We start from the raw sequence: 16967 nt of genomic DNA on the forward strand, positions 1-16967 counted from the left end.
CGAACCGCCTCTTTGGCGTGCTGCGAGTGCGAAGGCAATGCTGCGCACGGAGGCCCACCGCGAACGAGACTTCCCACCAACGCCCAAGCCCCTATATCGGCCACCTTCCAAGCACGCAGGAGAGCCAAGTGGCCGAGACTCTGACCTTCACCCTCGATAACGGCAATGAGAAGGATAATGGCGATGTCGTAATCCGCCTCCGTCCGGATCTCGCCCCGGGCCACGTCACCCGCATCGTCGAGCTGGCCAATGAAGGCTTTTACGACGGCGTGATCTTCCACCGCGTGATCGCCGGCTTCATGGCGCAGGGCGGCGATCCCACCGGCACCGGCATGGGAGGCTCCGAGAAGCCAGACCTCAAGGCCGAGTTCAACGCCGAGCCGCACGTCCGCGGCGTCTGCTCGATGGCCCGCTCCTCCAACCCGAACAGCGCCAACAGCCAGTTCTTCATCTGCCTGGCCGACGCGACCTTCCTCGATCGCCAGTACACGGCGTGGGGCGTGGTCGAGAGCGGCATGGAGTTCGTCGACGGCATCCCCAAGGGCGAACCGCCGCGCGCGCCGGGCAAGATCGTCAAGGCGACCGTCGCCTGAGGCCTTTGCTCTCCTCCTCTTCAGAGGATGGGGAGCAAGGGGTGTAGCAGCGAACGGGCGGCTTCGATGGCCGCCCGGGCGCTTCTTCCTGCCCCATCAGCACGCCCTTCCCCAGCCATGCCCACATGGCCGGGGCGGGCCGAGGTCGACGGGCGCCTTGACGCCCCAAGGATGCGCGCCATTGGCGTCCGCCACCGTCACCACCCGGCGCTGGCCGAGATAAATCGCCACCCCGCCGGTCTGCGCCAGCAGGTTGCGGTCGAGCTTCAGCCAGCGCGGCTTGCACCTGCGCGGCAGCCAGCGTTCGCTGACGACGATATCCGCCCCGGCGCAGGCGGCGACCATCTCCTCCACGGGCACGGCATAGGTGCTGCGCGTCGCCAGCAGGCGCCACGTGCCGCCGCCCCGTACCACGTCCACCATGCAGAGATCGGCGTTGCAGCGCGCGCCCGGCAACGCCTCCAGCGCGGTTGGCTCGCCGTCATAACCCGCGGTTTCGGACAAGGTCTGGCGCACATAATCCCCCGCCCGTGCGCGCAGCAGCGCCGGGCGGCCGTCCGAGTCGATCAGCGCGAGATGGCGGCCATCGCCGGTCACCAGCAGGTCCGGCGTGGGGGCGAGCGCCATCCAGAGCAGACCGAGCGCCGCGGGCAGCGCCCCCCACCATCTCCACCGACTTTTCCACAGCCCCATCCACAGCCCGCCCACGACGGACAAGGCCAGCGCAGCGCCGGGCGCAACCGGAAGCGCGGTCACGGCGCCAGGGGCATTGGCGACTGCATGTGCCAGCCACAGCAACACGCGCAACGACTGGCCCGTCAGCCACCAGGCGGGCTTCCCCACACCCCCGATCCCGATCAGCGCACCGACGCCGTCGAGGAGCAGCGCCGCCGCCTCCAGCGGCATGACGACGAAGGTGGTGTGGGGAATCGCGACGATATTGGCGAGCGCGCCGTAAAGCCCCGAGCGGTGGAAATGGAACAGCGCGATCGGCGCCAGCGCGATCTCAACCACCAATCCGGTGAGCAACAGCGATCCCAACCCGCGCAGCAATCGCGCGCCCCGGCCCTCCTCGCGCCGCTCGAACCAGCCGCGCACCCGCGGATGTTCGTGCAGTGCGACGATTGCGGTGATCGCTGCGAAACTGAGCTGGAAGCTTGGGCCTGCGATCGCCTCGGGCCAGAGCAGCAGCACGATCAGCGCGCCCGCGGCGACCAGCCGCAACGTCACCGCCTCCCGCCCCAGCGCGATCGCCAGCGCGATCAGCAGCGCCGCAACGAGCGAGCGGATCGTGGGAATCTCCGCGCCCGACAGCCAGGTATAGCCGCATGCGGCCAGCGCGCCGGCTGCCGTCGCGACCAGCAGCAGCGGCGCGCGCAACGCCAGCCAGGGGCTGAGCGCGAGCAGCCGCAGCACCAGCAGCGAAACGCCGGCGAACATCGCGGTGATATGCAGTCCGCTGATCGACAGCAGATGCGCGAGGCCCGACCGCCGCATCGCCTCCGCATCCTCATCCGGAATCGCGCCCTGATCGCCGGTGGCGAGTGCGGCGGCGATGCCACCCTCCGCCGCGGGCAACTGCGCCCGGATATGCGCGGACAGCCGATCGCGCGTGGGCATTCTGCCGTCGGTGGGGGGGGAAAGCCGGGTGACGCTCCCCAACACGCTGCCGGTCGCACCGATGCCGTCGAACCACGCCACGCGCGCATAGTCATAGGCACCCGGTACCGCGGCAGAGGGCGGCGGCACCAGCCGCGCCCGCAGCGTCACCCGCTCGCCGGCGCGGAACATCGGCACGGCCTGATCCTCTGGCACCGAGACCCGAACACGCGGCGGCAGGCCGCCGGCACCGCCGGTTGCCAGGGTCAGCCGCACCACGTCGCGCGCGGGCAGCGGTTGCGCGCGCTCGATCATGCCGGTGACGGTGGTGACCGTTGGCCGACCAAGCACCGGCGCGGCGCGCCATTCGGCACGCGCCCACACCAGTGCGCAGCCCATCGCCGCAAGCACGCCGGCGACGAGCAACGCACGTCCGATCCGGCTTCCGGCCCCCAGCGCGAGCCCCGCCGCGGCGAGTCCGCCCGCCGCCGCGATCCACGCGGACCAGGCGAGCATGCCGGGCAGTGCGAACCAGGCGGCAATTCCGCCGCCCAGCGCTACGGGCAGCCACAAAGCGAGTTGGTCCCGCTCCAGAAAAAGCTTTTGCTCCAAGGAATTGAACGCGGCCTCGAACGCCGCCGCGAGGTTCACCGGAGCACGGTTTGTCGCGGCGCATATGCCATGCTAGGGGCGTCGCCGAGCGATCATGTCCATATCGTCAGTTTCTGGGAGCAAGCGCGGTTGAGCGCAAGTCACGAAGCCACCGGCAGCGCCGTCGTCACGCGGTTCGCGCCATCCCCCACGGGGTTCCTGCACATCGGCGGCGCGCGCACCGCGCTGTTCAACTGGCTGTTCGCCCGCCATCATGGCGGCAAGTTCCTGCTCCGGATCGAGGACACCGATCGCGTTCGCTCCACGCAGGATGCGATCGACAAGATCCTCGATTCGATGCGCTGGCTGGAGCTGGACTGGGACGGCGAGACCGTGTTCCAGTTCGCCCGCGCCGATCGCCATGCGGACGTTGCAAACCAGCTTCTCGCCGAGGGCAACGCCTATAAATGCTTCGCGACCGCCGAGGAACTCGAGGCGATGCGCGCCGAGCAGCGCGCCAACAAGCAGCCGCAGCGTTATGATGGCCGCTGGCGTGATCGCGATCCCGGCGAAGCGCCCGAGGGCGCGCCCTACGTGATCCGCATCAAGGCGCCGATCGATGGCGAGACGGTGATCGACGATCGCGTGCAGGGCGCAGTGACCGTGCGCAATTCGGAACTCGACGATTTCGTCCTGCTCCGGTCGGACGGCACGCCCACCTATATGCTCGCGGTGGTGGTCGACGACCATGATATGGGCGTCACCCACGTCATCCGCGGCGACGACCATCTCAACAACGCCTTCCGCCAGCTTGCTGTGATCCGTGCGATGGGCTGGGCCGAGCCGGTCTACGCGCATGTGCCGCTGATCCACGGCAATGACGGCGCCAAGATGTCCAAGCGCCACGGAGCCACCGGCGTCGAGGCCTATCGCGACGAGTTGGGCGTGCTGCCCGAGGCGCTTTCCAACTATCTGCTCCGGCTGGGCTGGGGGCATGGCGACGCCGAGATCATCAGCCGCGAGCAGGCGACCGAATGGTTCGACCTCGGCGGCGTCGGCCGCTCGCCCTCGCGCTTCGACCTCAAGAAGCTCGAGAATCTCAACGGCCATTATATCCGCGAGGCCGATGACGCACGGCTGGTGCAGGCGACGCGACCGCATGTCGAGGTCCTGCTCGGCCGTGCGCTCGACGCCGACGAACTGGCGCTGCTGGCTGCCGCGATGCCTTCGCTCAAGCCGCGTGCCAAATCGCTGGTCGAGCTTGCGCAAGGGGCCGCCTTCCTGTTCGACAAGCGCCCGCTTTCGCTCGACGAGAAGGCATCGGCGCTGTTAATGGGTGACGCGCGAACGCTCCTGGGCAAGACCCGCGAGGCGATCGGAGCGGTTCCGGAATGGACCGTGCCGGCTCTCGAAGAAGCGGTGCGCAGGGTCGCAGAGGATGCCGGTATCGGTCTCGGCAAGGTGGCGCAGCCGCTTCGAGCGGCGCTCACCGGGCGTTCGACCTCGCCGGGGATTTTTGACGTGCTGGTGCTGCTCGGGCGCGATGAGTCGCTCGGTCGGTTGGACGACAGCCTGACCGCTGCCGGCCAGCGCGTCTGAAGCAACCACATAGATGGAGCAGAATATGGGTGACCAGAAAGCGCAACTGACGATCGGCGGGGCGAACAAGGACTATCCGGTCCTGTCCGGCAGCGTCGGTCCGGATGTCATCGACATTCGCAAGCTGTATGCGGAAACCGGCGCTTTCACCTACGATCCGGGCTTCACCTCGACCGCGTCGTGCGAATCGGCGCTGACCTATATCGATGGCGATGCAGGCATCCTGCTCCACCGCGGCTATCCGATCGACCAGCTCGCCGAAAAGTCGAGCTTCATGGAAGTCGCCTATCTGCTGATCAACGGCGAACTGCCGACCGGCGACGAGCTGGACAAGTTCAGCAACACGATCACCCGCCACACGATGCTGCACGAACAGCTGGCCACCTTCTACCGCGGCTTCCGTCGCGATGCCCACCCGATGGCGATCATGTGCGGCGTGGTCGGCGCGCTTTCGGCGTTCTATCACGATTCGACCGACATCGCCGATCCGCTGCAGCGCATGATCGCGATCCACCGGCTGATCGCGAAGATGCCGACGATCGCGGCGATGGCGTACAAATATTCGGTCGGCCAGCCGTTCGTCTATCCGAACAACGATCTGAGCTACACCGCCAACTTCCTGCGGATGACCTTCAGCGTCCCCGCCGAGGAATATGTCGTCGATCCGATCATCGTCGACGCGATGGACAAGATCTTCATTCTCCACGCCGACCATGAGCAGAACGCGTCGACCTCGACCGTCCGTCTCGCCGGCTCGTCGGGCGCCAATCCTTTCGCCTGCATTGCGGCCGGCATCGCCTGCCTGTGGGGCCCGGCACATGGCGGCGCCAATGAGGCGGCGCTCAACATGCTCCGCGAGATCGGCACCGTCGAAAAGATTCCGGAATATATCGCCCGCGCCAAGAACAAGGACGATCCGTTCCGCCTGATGGGCTTCGGCCACCGCGTGTACAAGAATTTTGATCCCCGCGCGAAGGTGATGCAGAAGACTGCGGCCGACGTGCTCAACAAGCTGGGCGTGACCGATCCGATCTTCGACGTGGCGCGCGAGCTCGAACAGATCGCGCTAAAGGACGATTATTTCATCGAGAAGAAGCTCTACCCGAACGTCGACTTCTACTCGGGCGTGATCCTCTCGGCGATCGGCTTCCCGACCTCGATGTTCACCGTTCTCTTCGCGCTCGCCCGCACCGTCGGCTGGGTCGCGCAGTGGAACGAGATGATCTCGGATCCGGCGCAGAAGATCGGCCGCCCGCGCCAGCTTTATGTCGGCCCGACGCAGCGCGACTATCTGCCGGTCGGCGACCGCTGATCGCGCATGGGCCGCACCCAGGTGCGGCTCGACAGGCAGGGCGCAGATGCGCCACACTGGCACGGCCCGGTCGGCAAGACCGGGCCGTTGCCGTATGAAGAAGGACGATGCCGATGCGCGCGATACCGACCCTGACGTTGATTGCAGGCATCTTCGCGCTGGTCGTCGGTCTCCTGTGGGTGGGCCAGGGTACGGGGCTGGTGCGCTGGCCGGCCAGCAGCTTCATGATCGATCAGTCGCGCTGGACCTATAATGGCGCGGTGTTGGTGGTCGTCGGGCTGGTCGCGATCCTGTTCGCGCGGCGGCGCTAACGGCCTGCAAGCACGGGCCTTCCCGCGCTTGATCCTTGTCAAGCTTGATGATTCGGGCTGGCGGTCCCGCCAGCCACGCGCTATCTTTCAAAAAAATCGAAATACCGGGTCGTTGCGGCTGCAGACTTAATTCCTTTGTCCTCGTAGCTGTGACGAGTGGCACTGAATGGGTCGGGCGTTCATGGGAAGGCGTCCGCGCCCATCCCTTCGACCGGGGGTTTTCGATGCGCATGACTTCGTTGATAAACGGCCTGATGGCGGGCGTGATCGTCGCCTGCACCGCGGCCATATTGTTCGTCGAGCGGCCGGTGGTCGCTGCCGACCATAATGAACCGGGTTCCCGTGTCGGTCGTCCGACCAGCGTGCCGATCCTCGATCGCGGCGCCGACATCGCCGACATCTATGTCTGGCAGACCGATACGAAGTTCGTGATGTGCTTCACCTTCGGCGGCCCCTATGTGCCCGAGGCGCCCGGGCTGTTCGACCGCGATGTCGTCTACCAGATCCGCATCTCGGACGATGCCAACATCTTCACGACCGAGAAGATCATCGAATTCCGCTTCGCTCCCAATGCAGCAGGCCAGTGGGGCGTGCAGGCCAGGGGCCTGCCGGGCCTCGAAAGCGAGACCGTGGTGGTGCCGCTGCAGAAGGAGTTCGCCAAGAACGGCACGCGCTTCATGGCCGGCCTGTTCGAGGATCCCTTCTTCTTCGACGTGCTCGGCCTCGACAATACCCGCACCAATGGCGACCTGCGTTTCGTCAGCACGCGGGATTTCTTCGCGAACGGCAATGTCTCCGGCTTCGCGATCGAAACGGACAAGGCCAATGTCCTGAACGGCAACACCGTTCTCGGCGTCTCCGTCGCCACCAGTCGCATCAAGCCGGGGCTGTGATCATGAAGAAGTCGATCCTTCTCGCCTGCGCCGCCGTCTGCGCCTTCGCCATCAGCGCCTGCAGTTCGGCCGACAGCGGCGGCGGCGGTACGCCGACGCCCACGCCGACGCCAACCCCCACGCCGACCCCGACGCCGGGGACGCCGACACCCACGGCGCTCAACATCGAACCCTGCTTTCAACAGCTCGTCGCGCCCGATTTGCTGCCAGGCAAGACAGTGGAGCAGTTCGTCAAGGAAGACGTCGTCCACTTCGATCCATCCAAGCCCAACGGCTATCCAAATGGCCGCCGCTTCGAGGATCCGACGCCCGACCTTGCGCTCGGCTATTTCTTCATCGACCTGACCCGCCATCCGCGGGATGTCGTCGCCAAACTCGCACTCAACCCGCCGGTGAACGACAAGCCGTTCCGGCGCGACTTCCCCTATCTGGGTACGGCGTTCGGGTCGGTGCGGCCGGAGGGATCGGGCAGCGGGTTCGATTTCCGAACCAATCCGCTCACCGATTATGCCTCGGTCGATTCGATGGGCAATCCGGTGACGTCGACCGTGCTGATGTCGGGCAACCGGCAGCCGCTCTACAACGACAGCAAGCCGGTGGACTATGCGACCGGCATGTTCATCCCCGAGATGAAAGTGAACCTGACCGGGCTTGCCACCCTGCTCGACGATGATTTCCGCCGCGCCGGCCTGGTTCCCTGCGCCAGACCCGCCTGACCGGACCATGGCCAATGCTCAACCGGCGGTCGGCCCGGCGCGCCCGTCGCTGCTGCTGATGGCGGGCGCGGCGGCCTCGGTCGCCACGCTGTTCGTCGTGCGTCCCTGGGAACCGGCGGTGCCGCCGGCGCAGACGATGGTCAGCGGCCACCGCTTCGGCGAGGCGCCGCCCTGGAAGCGCCCCGTGCAGGTGGGCGTGCCCGAGACCTACGCCGCCGTGCTGGCGGAGATCGACGGCAAACGCCGCGCGTTCGGCGATACCGGCCAGCCACCGGCTGAGACGGACAATATCGAGCGCATCGTCCGCCTCAGGATCGAACGCGCGATGCTGACCGGCGGGCTCGACGATCTCGTCGCCGCAGAACAGGCGCTTACAGCCGCGTTCGCACATGCCGGCGACGAGCGGCTCGGCCCGCATTGGGAACGCATCGCGTTCAACTTCCATGTTCACCGGCTGTCCGCGATCGAGCCCGACCTGAAGGCGGTGGAATCGATTGCGGTCGGCCCCAACAAGCTGGAACGCGCCGGGATCGACGCGGACCGCGCCGATCTGGATTTCTATTCGGGCCGTTATGACGCCGCGCTCACCACCTATCGGCGGATCGAACGCGAGCAGGGCGGTTATGACAATTTGCTGCGGTTATCGACCTGGTTCTGGCGCACCGGCGATCCCGACAAGGCGATGGAGTATCTGAACGAGGCGGAATGGCTGGTCACCGGGCCTGCTTTCGAACAGCGCGGCTGGTTCGAACTGCAGCGCGGACTGATCGATTTCGATCGGGGACGGTGGGAGGATGCGGCGAAGCATTTCGCCGAAGCCGACCGCCGCTTCCCGGGCGACTGGCGCATCGAATCACGCATCGCCAAGATGCAGGCGCTGAAGGGCGATCTGCCGGGCGCGCTCACGCGCTTCATCACGCTGGCCGAGCGAAGCGGGCATCCCGACATGATGGACGCGGTCGCCGGCGTCTATCGCGCGATGGGGGACCGCGCCAACAGCGAGGCCTGGGCCGCGCGGGCGGGCGCCGCGTGGGACCGCCGCCTCGCCGCGCTGCCACAAGCGGCGTGGGGGCACGCGATCGACCATTATCTGTCGTTCGGCGATCCGGCGCGGGCGCTGGAGCTGGCGAAGCTGAACGCCGCCGAGCGCCCGTTCGGCGAGGCGCTGACGCAGTTGGCCGCGGCGCAGATCGCCAACGGCCAGCCCGATGCAGCGCTGTCGACGCTGAAGCCGGTGCTCGAATCGAAATGGCGGTCGTCGCTGACCTGGCTGGTCGCGGCGGATGCGCAGACGATGCTGGGACGCCGGAAAGAGGCGGAGGCCGCGCGCAAGGAAGCGGTACGGCTCAACCCGCGGGCGCTCGACCGCAACGCGGCGCTCGCGCTCATCCATTGATAGAGAGGATCCGGCGGACCTTGCCCGCCGGATCCCGTAACCCCTGGGGCCGTCAGGCCGCGGCGGCTTCCTCGGCCGGCGCGAGCCGGATCATATAGTCGAACGCCGAGAGCGCCGCCTTCGAGCCTTCGCCCATCGCGATCACGATCTGCTTGTAGGGCACCGTGGTCACGTCACCCGCCGCGAACACGCCGGGCTTGGAGGTTTCGCCGCGATGATCGATCTCGATCTCGCCGCGCGGCGAAAGCGCGATCGCGTCCCTCAGCCACTCCGTGTTCGGCACCAGGCCGATCTGGACGAAGATGCCCTCCAGCTCGATCTGGTGGAGGCTGTCATGGTTGCGGTCCTTGTAGGTCAGGCCCACCACCTTCTCGCCATCCCCCAGCACCTCGGTGGTCAGCGCCGAGGTGATGATCTTGACGTTGGCCAGGCTGGCCAGCTTGCGCTGGAGCACCGCATCCGCCCGCAGGTCGCTGTCGAACTCGATCAGCGTCACGTGCGCGACGATGCCGGCGAGGTCGATCGCCGCCTCGACACCGGAATTGCCGCCGCCGATCACCGCCACGCGCTTGCCCTTGAACAGCGGGCCGTCGCAGTGCGGGCAATAGGCCACGCCCTTGTTGCGATACTGGTCCTCGCCCGGCACCCCCATCTGCCGCCAGCGGGCACCGGTCGACAGGATGATGGTGCGGGCCTTCAGCGACGCGCCGTTCTCAAGCCGCACCTCGTGCAGGCCGCCGGGCACGCGCGCCGTGATCAGCTTTTCGGCGCGCTGCAGGTTCATGATGTCGACATCATAATCCTTCACATGCTGTTCGAGCTGCGCGGCCAGCTTGGGCCCTTCAGTGTGCTGCACCGAGATGAAATTCTCGATGCCCATCGTGTCGAGCACCTGCCCGCCGAACCGCTCGGCGGCGATGCCGGTGCGGATGCCCTTGCGCGCGGCATAGATCGCCGCCGCGGCACCGGCGGGACCGCCGCCGATCACGAGCACGTCGAACGGGTCCTTCGCCTTGATCTTCTCGGCAGCACGCGCGGAAGCACCGCTGTCGATCTTGGCGACGATCTGCTCGAGCTCCATCCGCCCCTGGGCGAAGGGCTCGCCATTGAGGAAGACGGTGGGAACCGCCATCACCTTGCGCTCGGTCACTTCATCCTGGAACAGGGCGCCATCGATCGCGACATGGCTGATCCGCGGGTTGAGCACCGCCATCAGGTTCAACGCCTGCACGACATCCGGGCAGTTCTGGCAGGAGAGCGAGAAATAGGTTTCGAAGGCATAATCGCCGTCGAGGTCCTTCACCTGCTGGATCAGTTCCTGCGCGGCCTTCGACGGATGACCGCCGACCTGCAGCAGGGCGAGCACGAGCGAGGTGAATTCGTGGCCCATCGGCAGACCGGCGAAACGCACGCCGATATCGGTGCCGACGCGCCGGATCATGAAACTGGGGGTGCGCTTGTCGCCATCCGTGCGGACGACCGCGACCTTTTCGGACAGGCCGGCGATGTCCTCCAGCAGGGCGAGCATTTCGCGAGACTTGTCGCTATCGTCCAGCGACGCCACCAGCTCGATCGGCTGGGTGATGTTGCCGAGATAGGCCTTCAACTGCTGCTTGAGATTCGCGTCGAGCATGTCCTGTTCCGTTTCTTGAGTGGTGCCCCTCAGTTTACGCCCGGGGCCGGACGGTGATCCGGCCCCGGTGCGCGGTGCGACCCGATGAGGGCTATTGGTTGGGTTAGATCTTGCCGACGAGGTCGAGCGACGGCGCGAGCGTCTCGGCGCCTTCCTGCCACTTGGCGGGGCAGACCTCACCCGGGTGCGAAGCGACATACTGCGCGGCCTTCACCTTGCGCAGCAGTTCGGTCGCGTCGCGGCCGATGCCGCCGGCGGTGATCTCGACGATCTGGATGTTGCCTTCCGGATCGACGACGAAGGTGCCGCGGTCGGCCAGGCCGGCTTCCTCGATCATCACGTCGAAGTTGCGCGTGATCGTGCCGGTCGGATCGCCGAGCATCGTGTACTTGATCTTGCCGATCGCCGGCGAGGTGTCGTGCCACGCCTTGTGCGAGAAATGCGTGTCGGTCGAGACGCTGTAGATTTCGACGCCAAGCGCCTGGAACGCGTCATAATTGTCGGCGAGGTCTTCCAGCTCGGTCGGGCACACGAAAGTGAAGTCCGCCGGGTAGAAGAAGAACACCGACCAGCCGCCCTTCACGTCGCCGTCGGTGACGGTCGAGAACTTGCCGTCCTTGAAGGCTTCGGTCTTGAAGGGTTTGATCTGGCTTCCGATGAGGGACATGAGCATCTCCGCTTGGGTGTTGATGACCGTCCCTATATGGGCGCGCCGCGGCTAAAGAAAACCGATAAGTTCGGTTCTAGACATCGATTTTTCCGATCAATCGCGCGCCGCGTTCAACCGCCGCCAGCGCGGGTTGACCGGCGCGTTTCCGAACCGTGCCCCGCACCGCGTCGAAGGGCGACCGGCCGACCGAACGCGCCGTTCCGCCGCATCGGGAAGGCATCGGGTGGGCCGGGGAGAACGGGCAGGCCGAAATCGAGGCCGGCACGCAGACGGTAGGCAGGAGCACGCTGAATCCACCCAGCCTTGGCGTGCCCTCTCGCGAGTTTTGACCAGGTCCGGCACCTTCCCGAGCGTCGGAACCAGGCAGCGTAGGTCTCGACCGTCCCCCTACAAAGCCGAATCCCCTCCGCTTTGGCGACTATCGTCAAAATGGAGTCGTGAGCGCCCCGTGCGGCGGACGGGCGGCGCCTCCCCTGCGTTGCGCAGGATCTGCAGCACGCGCTGGTGGGTGATCGCATGCGCCGCCGCGATGCGGCGCAGGCTCATCCCTCCGCGCCGCGCGGCGACGACCCGCTCGTCGCGCGTGACATGCTCGTCGGTGCGTCCGCGATGCGGCTGGCACAGCGCGCAGCAGCCGCGACGCCCGGCGATGCAGGCAACGGGACGCAGACAATAGGCGCGGCGTGCGGGCGAAGCGGCGCCCGCCGCGACCGGCAGGTCGCTGCTTGCTCGGCTCACGATCATATCCCTGATGTTCCTTATTTGTTCTTCTTGCCCGACGATGGCGCGCAACGCAAGCCTGCCGTGGCGCGCGACGGTTGACTTGGGCGCCCGCGCTGGGCACGGCTTGGCATCTGGGGCAGGGAGGCAGCGCTGAAGATCGCGATCGTCGACGAAAGCCCGGCGCGGGCCGCGGTGATCGAGGAAGGGCTGCGCGAGGCCGGGCTTGCCGACATCACCATATTGATCGAGCGAATCGGTCTGGTCGCGCGACTCGCCGCGCTCGCGCCCGACGTGGTCCTGATCAACCTGGAAAATCCGGGACGCGACGTGCTGGAGGAAAGCTTCGCGCTGTCGCGCGCGCTCGCCCGCCCGATCGCGATGTTCGTCGACCAGTCCGACGAGCGCTCGATCGCGGAGGCGGTGGATGCCGGCATTTCCGCCTATGTCGTCGACGGGATGCGCAAGGAGCGGATCAAGCCGGTGCTCGAACTGGCGGTGCGCCGCTTCAACGCCTTCGCGCATCTGCAGGCCGAGCTGGCGGAGGCACGCTCCGCGCTCGCCGACCGGCGCGCGATCGACAAGGCCAAGGCGCTGCTGATGAAGCGGCGCGGCATCGACGAACCCGCCGCCTATGCGCTGCTGCGCAAGCAGGCGATGGATAGCGGCAAGCGCATCGCCGACATCGCCGAGGCGCTGGTGACGGCGGATGCGCTGCTGGGAGGACAGGGATGAGCGGCTTTCGGATCGGCTTCCTGCCGCTGGTCGATGCGGCGCTGCCGATCGTCGCGCACGAGATGGGGCTTGCCGCCGCCGAGGGGGTGGCGATCGAGCTGGTCCGCGATCCGAGCTGGGCGACGGTGCGCGACCGGCTGATCTACGGCCAGACCGACGCGGCGCACCTGCTCGCCCCGCTCGCCATCGCCACGGCGCTGGGGCTGGACCGGCCGGCGGTGCCGCTGGGCGCGCCGTTCATGCTGGGGCTCAACGGCAATGCGGTGACCCTGTCGACGCGGATCGCCGCGCTGGTCGGCATCGATGCGGCGGGCGATGCCCGCGCCGCGGGCCACGCGCTGGCCGAGGTCGCGCGCACGGAAGCGGCGCGCGGGCGCCGGCTGCGGCTGGCGGTGGTCCATCGTTATTCCAGCCACAACTACATGCTGCGCTACTGGCTGGCCGCGTGCGGCTGCGACCCCGACCGCGACGTCGAGATCGTGGTGGTGCCGCCGCCCTTCGTCGCCGAGGCGCTCGAATCGGGCGAGATCGACGGCTCCTGCGTCGGCGAGCCGTGGAACAGCGTCGCGGTCGAGCGCGGCCTGGGGGTGATGGTCGCCGCGACCGCGCGGATCTGGAGCCGCGGCGTCGAGAAGCTGCTCGCCTTCCGCAAGACGACGCTCGACGCGCGCGGCGACGAGGTGGCGGCGCTGATCCGTGCGCTCCATACCGCCGGCCGGCTGTGCGGAGACCCGGCGCGCCGCGGCGAGATCGCGGCCCTGCTCGCCCGCCCCGCCTATATCGACCAGCCCGCCGACCTCATCGAACGCGCGCTGGCCGATCGCCTCGTGCTGCGCGCCGGCGCCGAGCCGGTGGCGATCCGCGACTTCCTGGTGCTCCACCGCGAGGCGGCGAACTTCCCGTGGCGCAGCCAGGCGATGTGGCTGTGGTCGCAGATGCGGCGCTGGGGCCATGCCAGCGCGCTGCCCGACGGGTTCGAGGCAGCGGCGGGCGTGTTCCGGCCGGACATCTACCGCCGCGCGCTCGCCGGCACCGGCGCGGTTCTGCCCGGCGCGAGCGCGAAGGTGGAGGGCGCGATCGCCGAGCCGATCGGCGCGGGATCGACGCATGGCCGGCTGATCCTGGGGCCGGACCGCTTCTTCGACGGGCGGCTGTTCGACCCGGACCAAGCTGAGCAATATATTGCACAGGACGCGGGGTAGCGCGTCAGGGCACCGTCACCGTCGCGGTCGGCACATCGGCCAGTTCGGGCAGCGCCTCGAGCTGGGGCGCGACCGTCTTGAGATCGCCGACGACGACCAGGGTGAGCGTGCGGAGCGGGTAGGACGCGGCGGCCGCGGCCTGCATCTGCGCCGGCGACACCGCCAGCACGGCGGGCACATAGTGATCGGTCCAGTCGGCGGGCAGGCCGAGCAGGTCGCGCGTCGCCAGCGTGTTGACCACCGCGGGCGAGGTCGCGTTCTGGATCGCGAACAGCCCGGCCATATAGGTACGGATGCCCCTCGCCTCCTCGGCCGGCACGGCTTCGGTCTGCATGCGGCGGATCTCCTTGAACACCTCGCGCAGCGAATCGCCGGTATGTTCGGTGGTCACGTCGGCCTCGAAGGTCCACAGCGCGTCACCGGGCTGGAAGGCGATCGCGGAATAGGGCGAATAGGTATAGCCCTTGTCCTCGCGGATGTTGGTGGTGATGCGCGAGCTGAACGCGCCGCCGAGCAGCGCGTTGGTGACGCGCTGCGGAATGTCGGCAGCGCTGCCGGCGAGCGCCGCGTCGAAGGTCAGCCGCAGGGTGGTCTGCGGCGCGCCGGGACGATCGACCAGCAGCACCTGCGGGCCTGCCTGGTGCGGGCTGTCGATCTTCAGCGGCTCCGGCCCCGGCGTCCAGCCGCCGAACGCCTTCGCCACCGCCGCCTTCACCGCGGCCGCGTCGAACCGCCCCGCGATATAGAGATGCGATCGCCGCGCGCCGAACTGCCCTGCGCGGAACGCCTTGACCTGATCGATCGTGTAGGCGGCGAGCTGGGCCTGGCGCGGGACGATCCGGCCATAGGGATGATCGGGGCCGTAGATGCGCCGCGCCAGCGCGACGTCGGCCAGCGTCCCCGGCTGCGACAGCGTGACCGCGAGCTGGCGGCCGAGATTGGCCTTGACCCGCGCGAGCTCGGCCGCCGGCAGGTCGGGCCGGATCGCGACGTCGCTGACCAGCGCGATCGCTTCGGGCGCATATTCGGAAAGGATGTTGGTGGTGACCTGCGTGCCCTGCGGGTTGACGCCGACATTGAGCTGGCCGCCCATGCCGGCCGCCGCCGCCGCGACCTCCGCCGCCGTCCGTCCGCCCGCGCCTTCCTTCATCATCGCGCCGGTGAGGTCCGCCAGCCAGGTATCCGCCCCCTCGGTGGCGTTGCCGGCGCGGACGCGCAGCGACACCACCGCCTTGGGCGCGATGCCATAGGGAATCAGCGTGACCTTGAGCCCGTTGGGCAACGTATAGGTTTCGGTCGCCGGCAAGGTGAAGGGCTTGGGATCGGCGATCGGCGGCGCGGGCGGGAACGCGTCCTGCGCGGCGGCCGGGGCGGCGGCGAGCAACGCCGCTATGGCGAGGCGTGCGTAGCGCATCACTGGCCTCCCTTGGGGGCATCGGCCTTGGCGGCAGCATCGGCCTTGGCGGCGCCGGGTTCGACGACATAGATCGAGCGATTGGTCTTGCGCAGATAGTCCTGCGCGGTCTTCCGGATCAGCTCGGGCGTGACCTTGGCGAAGCCTTCCTCGATCCGGTTGATCGCGGCGGGATCATCGTCGAACAGCGCATAGACCGCGAGCAGATCGACGAGGCCGACGCGATAGGCGCCGTCGATCGTGCCGTAGAGGTCCGAGCGCATCTTGATGCGCGCGCGCTGCAGTTCCGCCGCGCTGACCGGCTTGCTGCGCAGATCCTCGACGACTTCGTCCACCGCCCTGGTGATCTGTTCGGTCGTGTGGGTCGGATCGTGGGTGAAGCTGAAGCTCCACAGCATCGGCCCGCGATAGTTGAACATGTTGCCGAGATCGGCATTGATGCCGCCGCTCACCTCGCCGGCGATGCCGGTTTCCTGGACGAGCTTGCGATAGAGGCGGCTGTCGTCGCCCTGGACCATGATCTGGTCGATCAGCCCCATCGCATACCATTCGGGGGTGCCGCGGGCGGGCGCGTGATAGCCCGCGGCGTAGCCGGGCTTGGGCGCGAGCGCATCGACGCGGCTTTTGAACTTCTCCGCGGTCTGGCGCGGTTCGGAAATGTCGGGGAGCGCGACCGGCGCAGCGGCCGGGATCGGCGAGAAATATCTCTCCACCGTCGCGCGCGCGGCGGCATAATCGATGTCCCCCGCGATCACGAGGACGGCGTTGTTGGGCCGGTAGAATTGCCTGGAGAAGCTCTGCGCGTCCGGCACGGTCGCGGCTTCCACCTCGGCCAGTTCGCCGTAGAAATTGTGGCTGTTGTACCAGTTGCTGTTGGCCAGCATCGGCAGGTCGATCCACGGCCAGGTGCTGTAGGGCTGGTTGAGGACATTGACCTTGATCTCGTTGCCGACCACGCCCTGCTGGTTCTTGAGCACGGCCTCGTCGATCACCGGGCTCGCCATGCGATCGGCCTCAAGCCACAGCATGCGATCGAGCGCGCCCGAGGGCACGATCTCGTAATAATTGGTGAAGTCGAAGCGGGTCGAGCCATTGTTGATGCCGCCGGCATTGGTGATGGTGGTATCGAACACGCCCTTCGGCGCATGTTTCGAGCCCTGGAACATCAGATGCTCGAACAGATGCGCGAAGCCGGTGCGGTCGCGGGGCTCCACGCGGAAGCCGATTCCGTAATAGACCGCGACGGTGACGGTCGGCGCGATCGTGTCGCGGGTCATCACCACTTTGAGGCCGTTGGGCAGCGTGAAATAGCGCGTATCGACGTGGAGCGTGCCGGCAGCGGCGGCCGCCTGGGCCTGCGCCGCGGCGGGGAGTGCGGGCAGCGCCAGGGCCAGCGCCAGTGCGAGGCTCGAAGGCTTCATCATATTCGACCCCCCAAGGGCGTTGAGCGGCGAAGGTAGCACGGCGGAGGGTGGCGTTTGCAAGACGGAAGCGACGAACGTCTTTCCGGGCGACGCCGCCGCCGCCTGCGCGCCGGACAGGGCGGCCGAAAGTGACGAAGGTGACAGTGGATTCGCCCCACC

The 16967-nt window shown here is 67.6% G+C and carries 15 protein-coding genes; 9 read left to right on the plus strand and 6 right to left on the minus strand.

The features are described from left to right. Positions 1 to 128: 128 nt before the first annotated feature. Entirely contained in the window at positions 129 to 593 is a 465-nt protein-coding gene (locus NX02_RS23280; RefSeq protein ID WP_025294565.1) for a peptidylprolyl isomerase, read from the plus strand. Between the two features lie 96 nt (positions 594 to 689). Here the strand turns inward: NX02_RS23280 and NX02_RS23285 are convergent, their stop codons facing one another. Further along, on the minus strand, positions 690 to 2843 hold the full coding sequence (locus tag NX02_RS23285; RefSeq protein WP_245648681.1) for a ComEC/Rec2 family competence protein: 2154 nt from the start codon (positions 2841 to 2843) through the stop codon (positions 690 to 692). Between the two features lie 30 nt (positions 2844 to 2873). On the opposite strand from NX02_RS23285, the gene gltX reads away from it, so the two are divergent. The 6 genes from gltX (at position 2874) to NX02_RS23315 (ending at position 9010) form a co-directional block, all read left to right on the plus strand. Next, on the plus strand, positions 2874 to 4382 hold the full coding sequence (gene gltX, locus NX02_RS23290; RefSeq protein ID WP_084718050.1) for a glutamate--tRNA ligase: 1509 nt from the start codon (positions 2874 to 2876) through the stop codon (positions 4380 to 4382). A gap of 25 nt (positions 4383 to 4407) precedes the next feature. After that, positions 4408 to 5694 (plus strand): citrate synthase, encoded by a 1287-nt coding sequence (locus tag NX02_RS23295; RefSeq protein WP_025294568.1) that lies wholly within the window; start codon positions 4408 to 4410, stop codon positions 5692 to 5694. A gap of 113 nt (positions 5695 to 5807) precedes the next feature. Then, complete coding sequence (locus NX02_RS23300; RefSeq protein WP_039998005.1) at positions 5808 to 6005, plus strand: hypothetical protein; 198 nt, start codon at positions 5808 to 5810, stop codon at positions 6003 to 6005. A 224-nt stretch (positions 6006 to 6229) separates the two neighbouring features. Then, complete coding sequence (locus NX02_RS23305; RefSeq protein WP_025294570.1) at positions 6230 to 6898, plus strand: hypothetical protein; 669 nt, start codon at positions 6230 to 6232, stop codon at positions 6896 to 6898. A gap of 2 nt (positions 6899 to 6900) precedes the next feature. Next, positions 6901 to 7614 (plus strand): hypothetical protein, encoded by a 714-nt coding sequence (locus NX02_RS23310; protein ID WP_053000701.1) that lies wholly within the window; start codon positions 6901 to 6903, stop codon positions 7612 to 7614. A gap of 7 nt (positions 7615 to 7621) precedes the next feature. Continuing rightward, positions 7622 to 9010 (plus strand): tetratricopeptide repeat protein, encoded by a 1389-nt coding sequence (locus NX02_RS23315; protein ID WP_025294572.1) that lies wholly within the window; start codon positions 7622 to 7624, stop codon positions 9008 to 9010. 52 nt (positions 9011 to 9062) lie between these two features. Here the strand turns inward: NX02_RS23315 and ahpF are convergent, their stop codons facing one another. From ahpF to NX02_RS32790, 3 genes are all read right to left on the minus strand, one after another. Next, the gene (gene ahpF / locus NX02_RS23320; protein ID WP_025294573.1) at positions 9063 to 10643 is read right to left on the minus strand and encodes an alkyl hydroperoxide reductase subunit F; all 1581 of its coding nucleotides are present in this window, start codon (positions 10641 to 10643) and stop codon (positions 9063 to 9065) included. A 103-nt stretch (positions 10644 to 10746) separates the two neighbouring features. Next, positions 10747 to 11310: an alkyl hydroperoxide reductase subunit C gene (gene ahpC / locus NX02_RS23325; protein ID WP_025294574.1), complete on the minus strand. Its 564-nt coding sequence runs from the start codon at positions 11308 to 11310 to the stop codon at positions 10747 to 10749. A 390-nt stretch (positions 11311 to 11700) separates the two neighbouring features. Then, on the minus strand, positions 11701 to 12105 hold the full coding sequence (locus NX02_RS32790; protein WP_162232720.1) for a hypothetical protein: 405 nt from the start codon (positions 12103 to 12105) through the stop codon (positions 11701 to 11703). Between the two features lie 81 nt (positions 12106 to 12186). Between NX02_RS32790 and NX02_RS23335 the strand changes: the two genes are divergently transcribed. After that, on the plus strand, positions 12187 to 12768 hold the full coding sequence (locus NX02_RS23335) for an ANTAR domain-containing response regulator (protein ID WP_025294576.1): 582 nt from the start codon (positions 12187 to 12189) through the stop codon (positions 12766 to 12768). Then, a complete protein-coding gene (locus NX02_RS23340; RefSeq protein WP_025294577.1) occupies positions 12765 to 13970 on the plus strand; it encodes an ABC transporter substrate-binding protein in 1206 nt (401 codons plus the stop codon). The genes NX02_RS23335 and NX02_RS23340 overlap by 4 nt, the downstream gene beginning before the upstream one ends. 4 nt (positions 13971 to 13974) lie before the next feature. Here the strand turns inward: NX02_RS23340 and NX02_RS23345 are convergent, their stop codons facing one another. Together NX02_RS23345 and NX02_RS23350 are read right to left on the minus strand one after the other, a co-directional pair. Then, a complete protein-coding gene (locus NX02_RS23345) occupies positions 13975 to 15384 on the minus strand; it encodes a M16 family metallopeptidase (protein WP_025294578.1) in 1410 nt (469 codons plus the stop codon). Then, positions 15384 to 16808 carry a M16 family metallopeptidase gene (locus NX02_RS23350; protein WP_025294579.1) on the minus strand — a complete coding sequence of 475 codons (1425 nt, stop codon included), beginning with the start codon at positions 16806 to 16808 and terminating at the stop codon, positions 15384 to 15386. The genes NX02_RS23345 and NX02_RS23350 overlap by 1 nt, the downstream gene beginning before the upstream one ends. Positions 16809 to 16967 lie beyond the last annotated feature (159 nt).

Origin of the sequence: Sphingomonas sanxanigenens DSM 19645 = NX02, assembly GCF_000512205.2 — a bacterium.
Taxonomy (GTDB): Bacteria; Pseudomonadota; Alphaproteobacteria; order Sphingomonadales; family Sphingomonadaceae; genus Sphingomonas_D; species Sphingomonas_D sanxanigenens.